The organism is Vibrio furnissii CIP 102972 (assembly GCF_000176175.1).
GTDB classification, from domain to species: Bacteria; Pseudomonadota; Gammaproteobacteria; order Enterobacterales; family Vibrionaceae; genus Vibrio; species Vibrio furnissii.
The window spans coordinates 1-16,835 of record NZ_ACZP01000017.1 but is presented as its reverse complement, the minus strand read 5'-3'; the positions used below and the strand labels follow the sequence as shown (position 1 = coordinate 16,835).

Sequence of the window (16,835 nt, the reverse complement as noted above, 5' to 3'; positions counted from 1 at the left end):
TAACCAGACCTCTACTGCTTCGGCAGTTTTCTGCCCTGTCTGAGACTCACGGCGCACGACCTGAATTGGTCGTCTCACCACGAGTACAAGTGAATCCATTCTTACCAGTACATTATTCTGGCAATTTACAAGGTCATCAATTTGGCAAATATTTCACAGAAAAGCAACATTGAGAGGATAAAAAATCGATAACGACCAAAAATAAAGCAGCTTTGTCGAATTGTTATGCATTTAAATTACATATATAAATAATCAAAGCCGTTTCTAGCACGCCAATTCATACCGATTCATATAGTTTTAAACTCTATATTCCGAGTAAATATAAAAATATTGTAAATAGGACTGTACGCATATTTGTTCACAATTATGCAAACAATGACTTTTAACAATAAAGAAACAACCGCCAAGTGAAATCCATTACCTAAGCGTTAGATCTTGGAATTAAAATCAAAAACCAGTGTATAAAACCAAACTTTCAAAACTAATTAGCATGATTATCGAGAACTATCTAAAACAAAAAAGCAGGGATTTCACCGTCATCACGACCCAACACTCGCCATGCGCGGTTCACTCGACTCATAGAGCTTAGATGGCTTTCAGGCGTCGCAAACGCATAAAACCAGAAAATGCCAAATGAACCACAGAAACAGCACCATTCCCTGATATCGATAAAATTAATCACCGCCAATCGCATGCCATGCCGGCATCTTCGTGACGGATGTCCCCACCTCATCGCCCCGCAAACGGTGCACGCTCGCGCCTAGGAAAACCTTTTCACTACCATCGCGCTCGTTGCCAGCCGAGCTCACCAGTGAGTGCACCGATGCGCTGCCAAGTATCTAAACCACATGCTAATGCAAAAAAGCCCCATCAGTCTGACGAGGCTTTGAATGGTGGTCGGTGAACGAGGATTCGATCGGACTGGCGCTCCAGCCCACGACCCGAGCGTGATGAAAGCGAACTCAGCTTCCAGCGTCCACATTTCCAAACCACACATGCAGATGCAAAAAAGCCCCATCATATCTGACAAGGCTTTGGATCGTGGCCGGTGAATGAGGATTCGATCGGACTGGCGCTCCAGCCCACGACTCGAGCGTGATGAAGCGAACTCAGCTTCCAGCGTCCACATTTCCAAACCATACGTGCAAATGCAAAAAAGCCCCGTCATTTCTGACGAGGCTTTGAATGATGGTCGGTGAAGAGGGATTCGAACCCCCGACCCTCTGGTCCCAAACCAGATGCGCTACCAAACTGCGCTATTCACCGAGCTTTTATTCTTTAAAAGAATGGGGTGGCTAACGGGATTCGAACCCGCGACAACCGGAATCACAATCCGGGACTCTACCAACTGAGCTATAGCCACCATCAATTTGTGTAACCGGCTGCTTGCCGAACTAGTCACGCGATTAAAGCCTAACTAGATAAAGAGTGGTCGGTGAAGAGGGATTCGAACCCCCGACCCTCTGGTCCCAAACCAGATGCGCTACCAAACTGCGCTATTCACCGACAAATGGGGTGGCTAACGGGATTCGAACCCGCGACAACCGGAATCACAATCCGGGACTCTACCAACTGAGCTATAGCCACCACTATCAATTGTTACCGATCTTCCTCCGGGAAATGGCGCGCCCGAAAGGATTCGAACCTTCGACCTTTGGCTCCGGAGGCCAACGCTCTATCCAGCTGAGCTACGGGCGCATGCCCTATCGGCGGAGTGGAATAATACGGATATCCCCCAAGGCCGTCTAGTACTTTTTCAACTTTTTTTATCGTTTGGCGTCTTTTTCGTCAGTTAGTTGCCAATAACCCCACACAAAGGATGTGACTAAGCCCCTGAAGATCGCAACTTGTTGTTTATTGCAACAACTTATCGGGATATAATCACCCAATATTTACATTGATTTAACAGCTTTGATCGCTTTTTAAATCGCCCTACGCTAAATAATAATTGGGTAAGCAGCACTTACCTTTGGAATGTAAAGTGAGTTTAATGGATATGTCTCGATCAGTCTTAAGCGTATTGTTCGCTGCACTAACCTTTTCTACTGCAGCATTTGCCACCAGCCAAGCCGATTACGACGCCATTGCCGAACGCATCAAACCCGTTGGGGATGTGTACTTGGCGGGCAGTGAACCGGTTGTCGCTGAACCGACCGGACCTCGTGATGGCGCTAAAGTTTATGGCACATTTTGTATTGCCTGTCACGCATCTGGCGTCAGTGGCGCGCCCATCAAAGGTAACGCCGGTGATTGGGCTCCGCGTATTGCACAAGGGAAAGACGTCTTGCAACAACACGCGATTAACGGTCTGAACCTGATGCCGCCAAGAGGCACATGTATGGATTGTAGCGATGATGAAATCATGGCTGCCATCGAACACATGATTGAAGGTTTGTAAGTAGACTAGACACACAAAAGGCTTGGAGATTCCAAGCCTTTTTTATTCACGTGCGGTCGCCAATCACTTCTTAAACATAGCGCGAATGTTGGCAATGTGTGCCTGACCTTTGGCCATTCGCTCTTCTTGCGACAGCGGTTTTTTCTTCACTTCCCATTCGACATCGTCAAACGGCAGCTCATCCAAAAAGCGGCTCTGCGTCGGCTTGAGCAATTCACCAAACTGACGCCGCTCTTTGCACATCACAAATGTCAGTTCCCGCTGCGCCCGAGTAATACCCACGTACATCAAACGGCGCTCTTCTTCGACGTTATCTTCATCAATGCTGGTTTGATGGGGCAAAATGCCCTCTTCCGCACCAATCAAATACACATACGGAAACTCCAACCCTTTGGAAGCATGCAGCGTCATCAGTTGCACCGCGTCGCTGTCGTCATCTTCTTCACCGCGCTCCATCATGTCGCGCAGGGTGAGACGTTGCACCACCTCTTTGAGGGTTTTCTCTTCCTGATCGTAATTGTCCCCTTCCAAATCCGCCACAATCCACGAGTAGAGATCCGAGACGTTTTTCATCCGCATCTCCGCCGCTTTAGCGCTGGAGGAGGTTTCGTACAACCAGTCTTCGTAATGAATGTCACGCACCAACGAACGCACCGCATCGACGGTATTACCCCGTTCGGCATTGTCGGCGATCGCCACCAACCATTGGGTAAAACGGCGCAAATTCTCCAAACCACGACCGGACAGGTGCTGCTCCAACCCCAACTCAAAACTGCACTCAAACAAGCTTTTGCCACGCATGTTGGCGTAACTACCCAGTTTTTCTAGGGTCGCCGGGCCAATCTCACGCCGCGGCGTGTTCACAATACGCAAGAACGCGTTGTCATCGTCTGGATTCACCAGCACGCGCAGATAAGCCATGATGTCTTTAATTTCAGCGCGCGAAAAGAACGAGGTGCCGCCGGAGAGCTTGTACGGAACGCGGTTCTGCATCAAGGATTTTTCAATCAAGCGTGACTGATGGTTCCCGCGATACAAAATCGCATAATCACGATATTCGGTTCGGTTGAGGAATTTGTGCGCGATGATCTCCGCCGTCACTTTTTCCGCTTCGTGATCCTCATTATTCGCCAGCACGACTTTGAGTTTTTCTCCGTCGGGAATCTCGGAAAACAGTGACTTCTCATACACGTGCGGGTTGTTGGCGATCAAAATGTTCGCCGCGCGCAAAATCCGACTGGTGGAGCGGTAGTTCTGTTCCAGTTTAATCAAACGCAGATTCGGAAAATCTTGGCCAAGCAACACCAGGTTTTGGGGCTTTGCGCCGCGCCATGAGTAAATCGACTGGTCATCATCCCCCACCACGGTTAAGCGGCCACGCTCCCCAACCAACAATTTCACCAGCTCATATTGACTGGAGTTGGTATCTTGGTATTCGTCGACCAGCAGGTAACGAATGCGGTTGCGCCAACGCTGACGCACCTCATCATGATGACGCAACAGCAGCACTGGCATCAAAATCAAGTCGTCAAAATCGAGTGCGTTGTACGCCTGCATCTGCTTTTGATACATCTCGTAGCAAAACGCAAACAGTTGCTGCTGCTCACCCTGCGCCTGCGCTTTGGCCTGCTCCGGCGACAGCATGTCGTTCTTCCAATTGGAGATGGTGCTCGTCAATTGGCGCAGCAAATCCTTGTCGCCATCGAGCTGTTTTTCGGTCAGCTCTTTGAGCAGGGCCAACTGGTCCTGATCATCAAACAGCGAGAAACCCGCTTTTAAGCCCAGCTGTTTGTATTCGCGACGAATGATGTTGAGCCCCAGAGTATGGAAAGTCGAAACCATCAAACCACGGGATTCGGCTTTCCCCAAGGTTTGACCCACGCGCTCTTTCATTTCTCGCGCGGCTTTATTGGTAAACGTCACGGCTGCGATATGGCGCGCCTTGTAGTCACACTGCTGAACCAAATAGGCAATTTTATTGGTGATTACTCGAGTCTTGCCCGAGCCAGCCCCCGCCAAAACCAGGCACGGACCGGATACGTATTTCACGGCTTCATCTTGTCTTGGATTCAGCTTCATGTTGCTCTCTGGGTCTGCTTATTCGAGCTGCTAATGATAATGCCCGTCGGCGCTGCTTTCCACACAAAGAAAAAACCGTGGCTTTATTTTTGCTGCACATTTGTGTTGCAAAAAGGAGCAGAATATAAGCTATAATGGATGAACGTTCATTCACTACGGAATTTTTCTGTGCCTGATCAACTAACTGACAAGCGACTGGCGATTCTTGAATCGGCGGAAACCCTGATTGCAGAATTGGGGTTTCGTGGTTTGTCGATGCACAAATTAGCGAGAAAAGCCGATGTAGCCGCAGGAACGTTGTATCGCTACTTCGACGATAAGGAACATCTGCTACGTGAAGTGCGATTACATGTCAGCCGCCGAATTGCGGATGCTGTGCAGGACAATGTCAGCGATGACATGCCGCTGAAACAGCGTTTTCGTACCATGTGGCTGAACATCTGGAGTTTGGCGAACTCGGACAGTGATCTGATTTGCAACTATGTTCAATATGAATCATTACCCACAACAACTGGTTGCAACATTAAGGAACTTGAGAGGAAAATGTTTACCAAAGTCGATTTGCTGTTCGATCAAGGTAAAGCACAAGGCTTATTCAAACCGCTGGATAATCAAATCCTCGCGGCGCTAAGTTTTGAAACGACTGTCGCCTTGGCGCAAAAACATGCGTCCGGCTTGTACCAACTAAGCAACGACGACCTTCAGGCAGTAATTGAAGCCTGTTGGGACACAATCATTCAACACTAAACTGGGGTTCTCACTAGAATGAAAAAGTGGACATTCTTCATGATACTTATCGTGATTCTGCTGTTTGGCAGCGTGATAGGTTTCAATTTGTTTAAGCAAAAGAAAATTGCTGAATACATGGCCAATCGCCCTGAAGCAGAATTTCCAATCACAGTGACCGAAGTGAAACCTGTGGACTGGATTCCGGTCATTGATGCCATCGGCTTTATTGAACCCAATCAGGGCGTCACGCTGACGACAGAAACCAGCGGTGTCATCGACCAAATCACCTTTGAGTCAGGCACACAAGTGACTCAAGGCCAACCACTGGTCATGCTGGATTCCGACGTCGAGAAAGCGAACCTGAAAAGTTCTCAGGCCCGCTTACCGGCAGCGAAAGCCAAATACGAACGCTACAAAGGTCTGTACGCAAAAGGCTCCATTTCTAAAGAATCGTTTGATGATGCCGAAGCGAATTACTACTCCTTGTCTGCCGACATCGAGAGCCTGAAAGCCTCGATTGCCCGTCGCGAAATCAAAGCGCCATTTGCTGGCGTGGTCGGTATTCGTAACGTCTACCTGGGTCAGTACTTGCAACCGGGCACCGACATCGTGCGTCTGGAAGACACCAGCGTGATGCGTTTACGTTTTACCGTGCCACAAACAGACATTTCGCGCATTTCGATGGGTCAGGACGTGAACATTTTTGTCGATGCGTACCCAGCCACTTCGTTCCATGGCTCAATCACTGCCATTGAACCGGCAGTGAGCGTGCAAAGTGGTCTGATTCAAGTGCAAGCCGATATTCCAAACAGCGACGGGAAGCTGCGCAGCGGTATGTTTGCGCGCGCCAGCATCATTCTGCCGAAACTGGAAAATCAGGTCACGCTGCCACAAACCGCAATCACCTTTACACTGTACGGCAACAACGTGTTTGTTGTGACCGAAGAAGATGGCGTGAAACGCGTGCAACAGCATGTGGTGAAAGTGGGTGAGCGAACCAAAGACATTGCCCACATTCTTGATGGCGTGAAAGCCGGCGATGTGGTGGTGACTTCAGGTCAGGTTCGTTTAAGTAATGGCGCCAAAGTTCGCATTGTCGAAAGCAATGCAACAACGCCTCCTGCTGAAACCCCAATGCTGTAAGCGGAGGATGTATGCGCTTTACTGATGTTTTTATTAAACGTCCGGTACTCGCGATTTCGATCAGCTTTTTGATTGCGCTGCTTGGTTTGCAAGCTGTGTTCAAAATGCAGGTCAGTGAATATCCGGAAATGACCAATACGGTGATTACCGTCAGTACCAGTTATTACGGTGCGAGTGCCGATCTGATTCAAGGCTTTATTACCCAGCCTTTGGAACAGGCGGTTGCTCAGGCCGATAACATCGACTACATGACGTCGCAATCCGTCTTGGGGACTTCGAAAATCACAGTCAACATGAAGCTCAACACCGATCCGAATGCGGCGTTGTCTGACGTGCTGGCCAAGACCAACTCGGTGCGCTCTCAGCTTCCTAAAGAAGCGGAAGACCCAACGGTTACCATGTCGACCGGTTCCACCACCGCGGTTCTCTACATCGGCTTTACCAGTAATGAACTGGATTCGAGTCAGATCACCGATTACCTGCAACGTGTGACCAACCCTCAGCTGTACTCGATCAACGGGATTTCCAGTATCGATCTGTACGGTGGTCTTAAATACGCCCTGCGCGTGTGGCTCGACCCAGCCAAAATGGCTGCGTTTAACCTGACCGCCACCGACGTGATGAGCGTTCTGAGTGCCAACAACTACCAATCGGCTACCGGTCAAGCGATAGGCGAATTCGTGCTGTTTAACGGTAGCGCCGATACGCAAGTCTCGAACGTCGACGAGCTGAAAAGTCTGGTGGTGAAAACCGAAGACGGGAACGTGACCCGTCTGGGCGACATTGCCAACGTGACATTGGCGAAAAGCCACGACACATACCGCGCGAGTGCCAACGGCCAAGAAGCGGTGGTTGCCGCAATCAACGCTGCCCCCAGTGCAAACCCAATCAACATCGCCAAAGATGTGTTGGAGATCTTGCCAGAGCTGCAACGCAACATGCCAAGCAACATCAAGATGAACGTGTTGTATGACTCCACCGTTGCGATCAACGAATCGATTCATGAAGTGATTAAAACCATCATCGAAGCGGCAGTGATCGTTCTGGTGGTGATCACTTTGTTCCTGGGTTCGTTCCGCGCCGTGATCATTCCTATCGTCACCATTCCGCTGTCGTTGATTGGTGTGGCGATGGTGATGCAGGCGATGGGCTTCTCCTGGAACTTGATGACCCTGCTGGCGATGGTACTCGCCATCGGCTTGGTGGTGGATGATGCGATCGTGGTGCTAGAAAACGTCGACCGTCATATCAAGGCAGGCGAATCCCCATTCCGCGCCGCGATTATCGGGACGCGTGAAATCGCCGTGCCCGTGATTGCCATGACGCTGACGCTGGGTGCGGTATACGCGCCTATCGCGCTGATGGGCGGGATCACCGGGTCGCTGTTTAAAGAGTTTGCCCTCACGCTGGCCGGTTCCGTGTTTGTGTCCGGTATCATCGCACTGACGCTGTCGCCGATGATGTGTTCAAAAATGCTCAAAGCGAATGAAAAACCGAATCGCTTTGAACAGAAAGTGCACCACGTGCTGGACAAAATGACCAACCGCTACGAAAAAATGCTGCGTGCGGTCATGCAACACCGTCCGGTGGTCATTGCGTTTGCGATCATCGTGTTTGGTAGCTTGCCGGTGCTGTTCAAGTTCATTCCAAGTGAACTGGCACCATCGGAAGATAAAGGCGTGGTCATGCTGCTGGGTACCGGTCCATCCAATGCGAACTTGGATTACCTGTCCAACACCATGGCGGATGTGAACAAGATTCTCTCCGATCAGCCAGAAGTGCAATTTGCGCAAGTTTTCACCGGGGTGCCAGATTCCAACCAAGCGTTTGGTATCGCATCAATGGTCCCTTGGAGCCAGCGTGAAGCGAGCCAAGCTGAAGTGACCACACGCGTGGGTAACTTGGTGAAAGACATTCCGGGGATGGCTGTCACCGCCTTCCAGATGCCGGAATTGCCGGGTGCGGGTTCAGGCCTGCCGATTCAGTTTGTCATCACGACGCCCAACGCATTTGAGAGCTTGTTTACCATTGCAACCGACGTGCTGACCGAAGTTCAAAATAGTCCGCTGTTTGTGTACTCCAACTTGGATTTGAACTACGACTCGGCCACGATGAAAATCAACATCGATAAGGACAAAGCCGGCGCGTATGGTGTCACCATGCAAGACATCGGTGTCACGCTTGGCACCATGATGGCGGACGGTTACGTCAACCGTATCGACCTGAACGGCCGTTCGTACGAAGTGATTCCACAGGTTGAGCGTAAATGGCGCTTGAACCCAGAGTCGATGAATAATTACTACGTTCGCGGCGCAGATGGGCAAGCAGTACCACTGGGTAGCTTGATCAACATTGATGTCGTGGCTGAGCCGCGTGCGCTGCCACACTTCAACCAGTTGAACTCAGCAACCGTCGGTGCGGTTCCATCGCCCGGCACTGCCATGGGGGATGCCATCGCGTGGTTCGAGAACATCGCTGATACCAAACTGCCGAAAGGGTACAATCACGATTACATGGGTGAAGCCCGTCAGTACGTGACCGAAGGCAGCGCGTTGTATGCCACGTTTGGTCTGGCCCTGGCGATCATCTTCTTGGTGCTGGCGATTCAGTTTGAATCACTCAAAGACCCGATCGTGATCATGGTGTCGGTGCCACTTGCCATTTGTGGTGCATTGATTGCGCTGGCGTGGGGGATGGCAACCATGAACATTTACTCGCAGGTCGGCTTGATTACCCTCGTGGGTCTGATCACCAAGCACGGTATTTTGATTTGTGAAGTGGCCAAAGAAGAGCAGTTGCACAACAAACTCAATCGTATTGATGCCGTCATGGCGGCTGCTAAAGTGCGTCTGCGTCCGATTCTGATGACCACCGCAGCGATGATTGCTGGTCTGATCCCGTTGATGTACGCCACCGGTGCCGGTGCTGCTCAGCGCTTCAGTATCGGGATTGTGATCGTCGCTGGTCTGGCGATCGGGACCATCTTTACCCTGTTCGTCCTACCAGTGATTTACAGCTATCTGGCAGAAAAGCACAAGCCACTGCCGGTGTTTGTCGAAGACAAAGACTTGGAGAAACTGGCCCGAGTTGATGAAGCGAAAGCCGCACAACGCCAACTGGCAGAGAACAAGTAAATCACTAAAGAGTTTCTGACTCACAAAAGGCCACTTCGGTGGCCTTTTTTATGGCTGCAATTAACGACATTCCAAGACGAATTGCATAGAATGGGCGGAATAAATATAGGAGTGAAAACCGCATGTTTGATCCAAAAAAACTTGAGCAAATTGCCAAGCAGATTCACGAATCCATGCCTCAGCCAGTGAAAGAGCTGGGTGCGGACGTGGAACAAAAAGTGCGCCAAGTGATTCAAGGACAGTTGAATAAACTGGATGTTGTTAGCCGCGAAGAGTTCGACGTTCAAACTCAAGTCCTGCTGCGCACACGTCAAAAACTGACCGAGATGGAAGCCAAGCTCGCCGAGCTGGAAGCTAAACTGGCGGATAAATAAGGCCATTCGGCCAGAATGTCATTGGCAGCTAATACGCTGAATATATAAAGGGCTTAGTCTTGCGACTAAGCCCTTTTTCTTTTTTATGTTGTTGTGTTTGCTTTTGTAATTCTTTTAAGCCGAGTGATTAATCACCCACTGCGATGCGCTTCATGTCTTTCATGTAGCCACGCAGTTCTTCACCGATATATTCCACAGGGTGGTTGCGGATGATGCTGTTCACTTCGATCAGCGTCGCGTTATCCACTTGATTTGATGTCTCACCCAAGCCTTTACCAATCACGTCCGTACCAACGTTTGGCATGAACTTCTCACGCAGCAGCGGCGTCGCAACGTTAGCGAACAGGTAGTTCCCGTACTCCGCCGTATCCGAGATCACCACGTTCATTTCGTACAGACGCTTACGTGCGATGGTGTTCGCAATCAGTGGCAATTCGTGCAGTGATTCATAGTACGCCGACTCATCAATGATGCCAGATGCCGTCATCGCTTCAAAGGCCAGTTCAACCCCAGCGCGAACCATCGCAATCATCAGAATGCCATTGTCGAAGTACTCTTGTTCTGCGATCTTCACGTCCGTTGCTGGGTAGTTTTCAAACGCTGTTTCCGCCGTTTCTGCACGCCAGCCCAGTAGGTTCACGTCATCGTTCGCCCAGTCGGCCATCATGGTGCTTGAGAAGTGACCCGAGATGATGTCATCCATGTGTTTGTTGTATAGTGGACGCAACAGATCTTTCAGCTCTTCAGACAGTTCAAATGCTTTGATTTTCGCCGGATTCGACAGACGATCCATCATGTGCGTGATGCCACCAAACTTCAGCGCTTCAGTCACGGTTTCCCAACCAAATTGCAGTAGTTTACCGGCGTAACCTGGTTCGATACCATCAGCAATCATTTTCTCGTAACACACGATAGAACCGGCTTGCAGCATGCCACACAGGATGGTTTGCTCACCCATCAAGTCCGATTTTACTTCCGCAACGAACGAGGATTCCAGACAACCCGCACGGTGACCGCCAGTTGCAGCAGCCCATGCTTTCGCGATATCCCAACCTTCACCTTTTGGATCGTTTTCTGGGTGAACCGCAATCAGTGTTGGCACACCAAAGCCACGTTTGTACTCTTCACGCACTTCCGTACCTGGACATTTTGGCGCCACCATCACAACCGTCAGGTCTGGACGAATTTGCATGCCTTCTTCCACGATGTTAAAGCCGTGTGAGTAACCCAGTGCTGCACCTTGTTTCATCAATGGCATCACCGTTTCAACCACATTAGAGTGTTGTTTATCTGGCGTGAGGTTAACTACGAGGTCAGCTTGTGGAATCAGATCTTCATAGCTACCAACCACAAAGCCGTTGTCTTTGGCGTTTTTGTACGATTGACGCTTTTCATCGATTGCCGCTTGGCGCAAAGCATAAGCAACGTCCAGCCCCGAATCACGCATGTTCAGACCTTGGTTCAGGCCTTGAGCACCACACCCCACGATGACGACTTTCTTGCCTTTCAGGTAATCTGCTTCAGTTGCAAATTCTTCACGCGCCATAAAGCGGCAGCGGCCAAGTTGATCAAGTTGTTCACGTAGGTTTAGCGTATTGAAATAGTTAGCCATGAGGGTGCTCCTTTATCGTTATTCCATTAGGCCGGTGGCTCTGCACCGAATGAATTCATACTAAAACAGACATTCAGTTGCTCAAAGTGATATATTCACAATTAGTTATTGCAATTAATGCAACGTGCGAGTTCCCATGAACATTAAAACCTTACAGCTGTTTCTGCATCTGTGTGACAGCATGAATTTCAGTAAAACCGCGACCGCGATGCACGTCAGTCCATCAGCGCTCAGCCGTCAGGTCCAGAAACTGGAGGAAGAGATTGGTCATGCCCTGTTTGTTCGCGACAATCGAAGCGTCGAGCTCACGCCAGCGGGGAGTAAACTGCTGCCTGTCGCGATGCGGATGATCAATGAATGGCGTCAGTTTCAATTCGAACTCAATGATCAGGAAGCCAAATTAAAAGGTGAGATTCGCCTTTTTTGCTCCGTGACCGCCAGCTATAGCCATCTGCCTGAACTACTGAATGCTTTTCGCTTAAAGCATCCCTACATCGAATTCAAACTGCTGACAGGCGATCCTGCACAAGCGATCGATAAAATCCTCAATGATGAAGCAGACATCGCCATCTCCGCCATGCCAGAAAGTCTGCCATCCCGGGTTGAGTTTGAAACCATCAGCGAAATCCCACTGTCGGTGATCGCGCCGATTGGCATCAGCAGCTTTGTCGAAGAAGTACAGAAAGAGCACCCTGACTGGACACAAGTTCCCTTCATTGTGCCAGAAGTCGGAACCGCACGGGATCGTGCGAATGCTTGGTTTAAGAAGATGAAGATTAAGCCCAACATTTACGCACAGATTGCCGGACATGAGGCGATCGTGAGCATGGTGGCTTTGGGGTGTGGTGTCGGAATTGCGCCGGATGTGGTGATCAACAACAGCCCTGTGCGAGAGAAAGTACAGCGACTCGCCTTCTCACCAATCAAACCATTCAAGCTTGGGGTGTGCTGTAAGCGCTCACAGCTCGATGATCCGTTAGTGCGAGCGTTATGGCGAGTGGTGTCATCCAAACGCAGTATTGTTGACTAAATATGCTAGCCGCAATCACTGCGGCTTTTTTACGATTCATTTTCACCATGACAAATGACAAAAAGCCCGCTGATTGCTCAGCGGGCTTTTTGAATAGTGGCGGAGAGATAGGGATTTGAACCCTAGGATAGCTATTAACCATCGCCGGTTTTCAAGACCGGTGCTTTCAACCACTCAGCCATCTCTCCACAAATTGTCACTAAAAATCGAGTCTTATACAGATGATGCTGGATTTTTAGCTGTGTTTTCAAATTATTCCTTAAAATGAATATCTGAAAACGATATTAAAGCCTGGCGATGTTCTACTCTCACATGGGGAGGCCCCACACTACCATCGACGCTGTTTCGTTTCACTTCTGAGTTCGGAATGGAATCAGGTGGGTCCAAAACGCTATGGTCGCCAAGCAAATTCTTAAAATTCGGAAAGCTGTTTTCGTTCTCTCAACACATTCTTATGCACTTAGCTTTGAGTCCACTACAAAACCCCTTGGGTGTTGTATGGTTAAGCCTCACGGGCAATTAGTACAGGTTAGCTCAACGCCTCACAACGCTTACACACCCTGCCTATCAACGTTCTAGTCTCGAACAACCCTTTAGGATACTTAAAGTATCAGGGAAGACTCATCTCAGGGCTCGCTTCCCGCTTAGATGCTTTCAGCGGTTATCGATTCCGAACTTAGCTACCGGGCAATGCGTCTGGCGACACAACCCGAACACCAGAGGTTCGTCCACTCCGGTCCTCTCGTACTAGGAGCAGCCCCCTTCAATCTTCCAACGCCCACGGCAGATAGGGACCGAACTGTCTCACGACGTTCTAAACCCAGCTCGCGTACCACTTTAAATGGCGAACAGCCATACCCTTGGGACCGACTTCAGCCCCAGGATGTGATGAGCCGACATCGAGGTGCCAAACACCGCCGTCGATATGAACTCTTGGGCGGTATCAGCCTGTTATCCCCGGAGTACCTTTTATCCGTTGAGCGATGGCCCTTCCATTCAGAACCACCGGATCACTATGACCTGCTTTCGCACCTGCTCGAACCGTCATTCTCGCAGTTAAGCGGGCTTATGCCATTGCACTAACCTCACGATGTCCAACCGTGATTAGCCCACCTTCGTGCTCCTCCGTTACTCTTTGGGAGGAGACCGCCCCAGTCAAACTACCCACCAGGCACTGTCCTCAACCCGGATAACGGGTCTAAGTTAGAACATCAAACATACAAGGGTGGTATTTCAAGGTCGGCTCCAACGCAACTGGCGTCACGTCTTCAAAGCCTCCCACCTATCCTACACATGTAGGTTCAATGTTCAGTGCCAAGCTGTAGTAAAGGTTCACGGGGTCTTTCCGTCTAGCCGCGGGTACACTGCATCTTCACAGCGATTTCAATTTCACTGAGTCTCGGGTGGAGACAGCGTGGCCATCATTACGCCATTCGTGCAGGTCGGAACTTACCCGACAAGGAATTTCGCTACCTTAGGACCGTTATAGTTACGGCCGCCGTTTACCGGGGCTTCGATCAAGAGCTTCGACCGAAGTCTAACCCCATCAATTAACCTTCCGGCACCGGGCAGGCGTCACACCGTATACGTCATCTTACGATTTTGCACAGTGCTGTGTTTTTAATAAACAGTTGCAGCCACCTGGTATCTGCGACTCTCATCAGCTCCATCCGCGAGGGACTTCACCATCAAGAGCGTACCTTCTCCCGAAGTTACGGTACCATTTTGCCTAGTTCCTTCACCCGAGTTCTCTCAAGCGCCTTGGTATTCTCTACCCGACCACCTGTGTCGGTTTGGGGTACGATTCCTTACAATCTGAAGCTTAGAGGCTTTTCCTGGAAGCATGGCATCAATGACTTCACACCCGTAGGTGCTCGACGTCGTGTCTCAGCCTTAAAGAGAGCCGGATTTACCTAACTCTCAAGCCTACGCACTTGAACCTGGACAACCGTCGCCAGGCCCACCTAGCCTTCTCCGTCCCCCCATCGCAATTGTAAGAAGTACGGGAATATTAACCCGTTTCCCATCGACTACGCTTTTCAGCCTCGCCTTAGGGGTCGACTTACCCTGCCCCGATTAACGTTGGACAGGAACCCTTGGTCTTCCGGCGGGGAGGTTTTTCACCCCCCTTGTCGTTACTCATGTCAGCATTCGCACTTCTGATACCTCCAGCATGCTTTACAACACACCTTCAACGGCTTACAGAACGCTCCCCTACCCAATACGATAAATCGCATTGCCGCAGCTTCGGTTTACAGCTTAGCCCCGTTACATCTTCCGCGCAGGCCGACTCGACTAGTGAGCTATTACGCTTTCTTTAAATGATGGCTGCTTCTAAGCCAACATCCTAGCTGTCTGAGCCTTCCCACATCGTTTCCCACTTAGCTGTAATTTGGGACCTTAGCTGGCGGTCTGGGTTGTTTCCCTCTCCACGACGGACGTTAGCACCCGCCGTGTGTCTCCCGGATATTACTTACTGGTATTCGGAGTTTGCAAAGGGTTGGTAAGTCGGGATGACCCCCTAGCCTTAACAGTGCTCTACCCCCAGTAGTATTCGTCCGAGGCGCTACCTAAATAGCTTTCGGGGAGAACCAGCTATCTCCGAGTTTGATTGGCCTTTCACCCCTAGCCACAAGTCATCCGCTAATTTTTCAACATTAGTCGGTTCGGTCCTCCAGTTGATGTTACTCAACCTTCAACCTGCCCATGGCTAGATCACCCGGTTTCGGGTCTATATCCAGAGACTGAACGCCCAGTTAAGACTCGGTTTCCCTACGGCTCCCCTATATGGTTAACCTTGCCACTGAATATAAGTCGCTGACCCATTATACAAAAGGTACGCAGTCACCCCACAAAGGAGGCTCCTACTGCTTGTACGTACACGGTTTCAGGTTCTATTTCACTCCCCTCACAGGGGTTCTTTTCGCCTTTCCCTCACGGTACTGGTTCACTATCGGTCAGTCAGGAGTATTTAGCCTTGGAGGATGGTCCCCCCATATTCAGACAGGATAACACGTGTCCCGCCCTACTCGATTTCACTGAACATGCGCTGTCGGCTACGGGGCTATCACCCTGTTTCGCGGTCCTTTCCAGAACCTTCACCTGACGCATGTAAAGCTTAAGGGCTAATCCAATTTCGCTCGCCGCTACTATCGGAATCTCGGTTGATTTCTTCTCCTCGGGGTACTTAGATGTTTCAGTTCCCCCGGTTCGCCCTGTTAACCTATGTATTCAGTTAACAGTAACTGCTTATGCAGTTGGGTTTCCCCATTCGGAAATCTCAGACTCAAGTGGCTGTTACTGCCTAATCTGAGCTTATCGCAAGTTACTACGTCCTTCATCGCCTCTGACTGCCAAGGCATCCACCGTGTACGCTTAGTCACTTAACCATACAACCCGAAGGAGTTTCGGGTTGTTGTTAAACAACCTAGGTGTCACACATTTAATTTACATGAGTGTGTGACTGATTTTGCCGGACTCAATTTTGAAGACTTACTGAAACAGTAAGCTTCGATACCAAGCACACTTGAATGTGTTTGTTGGTGTATTCCGTTAGGAATACATTGAGAACTTTACAAACAACAATAAATTGTTGTTTTGTCAGCTTTCCAAATTGTTAAAGAGCAATGCCACTTTCTATCGAAAATAACACTTTCTAAGGATTCTCAGCGTCAGAAATCCGAACCACACCCGTTTTACTGAAGTGGTTTGGCTATCCTATCCAAAAATACTTAGAGAGTGGTGGGCGATACCGGGTTCGAACCAGTGACCCCCTGCTTGTAAGGCAGGTGCTCTCCCAACTGAGCTAATCGCCCACATTATTTGATTTCCTGTGGCAGGAAATGGTGGGTCGTGCAGGATTCGAACCTGCGACCAATTGATTAAAAGTCAACTGCTCTACCAACTGAGCTAACGACCCGTGGTATCCCGTAGGGGAGTCGAACCCCTGTTACCGCCGTGAAAGGGCGGTGTCCTAGGCCTCTAGACGAACGGGACACTAAGATACTCTTCACATCTAAACCGTATCAATCTGTGTGAACACTCATCGCAATAATCATTCGTATAAGGAGGTGATCCAGCGCCAGGTTCCCCTAGCGCTACCTTGTTACGACTTCACCCCAGTCATGAACCACAAAGTGGCAAGCGTCCTCCCGAAGGTTAAACTACCTGCTTCTTTTGCAGCCCACTCCCATGGTGTGACGGGCGGTGTGTACAAGGCCCGGGAACGTATTCACCGTGGCATTCTGATCCACGATTACTAGCGATTCCGACTTCATGGAGTCGAGTTGCAGACTCCAATCCGGACTACGACGCACTTTTTGGGATTCGCTCACTT

The 16,835-nt window shown here is 49.9% G+C and carries 8 protein-coding genes, 9 tRNA genes and 3 rRNA genes; 6 read left to right on the top strand and 14 right to left on the bottom strand.

The features are described from left to right. Positions 1-1,189: 1,189 nt before the first annotated feature. From VFA_RS18415 to VFA_RS18395, 5 genes are all read right to left on the bottom strand, one after another. Positions 1,190-1,266 (bottom strand) — tRNA-Pro (locus tag VFA_RS18415). A gap of 21 nt (positions 1,267-1,287) precedes the next feature. Next, positions 1,288-1,363: transfer RNA gene (locus VFA_RS18410), tRNA-His, on the bottom strand. A 66-nt stretch (positions 1,364-1,429) separates the two neighbouring features. Next, positions 1,430-1,506 (bottom strand) — tRNA-Pro (locus VFA_RS18405). A 5-nt stretch (positions 1,507-1,511) separates the two neighbouring features. Further along, a tRNA-His gene (locus VFA_RS18400) sits at positions 1,512-1,587 on the bottom strand. A gap of 34 nt (positions 1,588-1,621) precedes the next feature. After that, positions 1,622-1,698: transfer RNA gene (locus VFA_RS18395), tRNA-Arg, on the bottom strand. A gap of 292 nt (positions 1,699-1,990) precedes the next feature. Here VFA_RS18395 and VFA_RS18390 point away from each other — a divergent pair. Continuing rightward, positions 1,991-2,398 (top strand): c-type cytochrome, encoded by a 408-nt coding sequence (locus VFA_RS18390; RefSeq protein ID WP_004728358.1) that lies wholly within the window; start codon positions 1,991-1,993, stop codon positions 2,396-2,398. A 63-nt stretch (positions 2,399-2,461) separates the two neighbouring features. Here the strand turns inward: VFA_RS18390 and rep are convergent, their stop codons facing one another. Next, positions 2,462-4,477: a DNA helicase Rep gene (gene rep, locus VFA_RS18385; protein ID WP_004728357.1), complete on the bottom strand. Its 2,016-nt coding sequence runs from the start codon at positions 4,475-4,477 to the stop codon at positions 2,462-2,464. A gap of 138 nt (positions 4,478-4,615) precedes the next feature. Between rep and VFA_RS18380 the strand changes: the two genes are divergently transcribed. The 4 genes from VFA_RS18380 to ubiK all read left to right on the top strand — a co-directional run bounded on the left by VFA_RS18380 (position 4,616) and on the right by ubiK (position 9,857). After that, entirely contained in the window at positions 4,616-5,224 is a 609-nt protein-coding gene (locus tag VFA_RS18380; RefSeq protein WP_050780285.1) for a TetR/AcrR family transcriptional regulator, read from the top strand. A gap of 18 nt (positions 5,225-5,242) precedes the next feature. After that, positions 5,243-6,349 carry an efflux RND transporter periplasmic adaptor subunit gene (locus VFA_RS18375; protein WP_038152543.1) on the top strand — a complete coding sequence of 369 codons (1,107 nt, stop codon included), beginning with the start codon at positions 5,243-5,245 and terminating at the stop codon, positions 6,347-6,349. A gap of 11 nt (positions 6,350-6,360) precedes the next feature. Continuing rightward, positions 6,361-9,483, top strand: coding sequence for a multidrug efflux RND transporter permease subunit (locus tag VFA_RS18370; RefSeq protein WP_004728354.1), 3,123 nt, complete (start codon positions 6,361-6,363; stop codon positions 9,481-9,483). Between the two features lie 122 nt (positions 9,484-9,605). Beyond that, on the top strand, positions 9,606-9,857 hold the full coding sequence (ubiK, locus tag VFA_RS18365) for a ubiquinone biosynthesis accessory factor UbiK (protein ID WP_004728353.1): 252 nt from the start codon (positions 9,606-9,608) through the stop codon (positions 9,855-9,857). A gap of 127 nt (positions 9,858-9,984) precedes the next feature. Here the strand turns inward: ubiK and ilvC are convergent, their stop codons facing one another. Further along, positions 9,985-11,469 (bottom strand): ketol-acid reductoisomerase, encoded by a 1,485-nt coding sequence (gene ilvC, locus VFA_RS18360; protein WP_004728352.1) that lies wholly within the window; start codon positions 11,467-11,469, stop codon positions 9,985-9,987. 136 nt (positions 11,470-11,605) lie between these two features. On the opposite strand from ilvC, the gene ilvY reads away from it, so the two are divergent. Further along, a complete protein-coding gene (ilvY, locus tag VFA_RS18355) occupies positions 11,606-12,499 on the top strand; it encodes an HTH-type transcriptional activator IlvY (protein ID WP_004728351.1) in 894 nt (297 codons plus the stop codon). A 97-nt stretch (positions 12,500-12,596) separates the two neighbouring features. Here ilvY and VFA_RS18350 read toward each other — a convergent pair. The 7 genes from VFA_RS18350 to VFA_RS18320 all read right to left on the bottom strand — a co-directional run. Further along, positions 12,597-12,687 (bottom strand) — tRNA-Ser (locus VFA_RS18350). A 101-nt stretch (positions 12,688-12,788) separates the two neighbouring features. Beyond that, a 5S ribosomal RNA gene (gene rrf, locus VFA_RS18345) occupies positions 12,789-12,904 on the bottom strand. A gap of 93 nt (positions 12,905-12,997) precedes the next feature. Continuing rightward, positions 12,998-15,888 (bottom strand): 23S ribosomal RNA (locus VFA_RS18340). Between the two features lie 350 nt (positions 15,889-16,238). Then, positions 16,239-16,314, bottom strand: a tRNA-Val gene (locus VFA_RS18335). A gap of 28 nt (positions 16,315-16,342) precedes the next feature. Further along, a tRNA-Lys gene (locus VFA_RS18330) sits at positions 16,343-16,418 on the bottom strand. A 1-nt stretch (position 16,419) separates the two neighbouring features. Beyond that, positions 16,420-16,495 (bottom strand) — tRNA-Glu (locus VFA_RS18325). A gap of 67 nt (positions 16,496-16,562) precedes the next feature. Continuing rightward, positions 16,563-16,835 (bottom strand): 16S ribosomal RNA (locus tag VFA_RS18320); the annotation flags it as partial.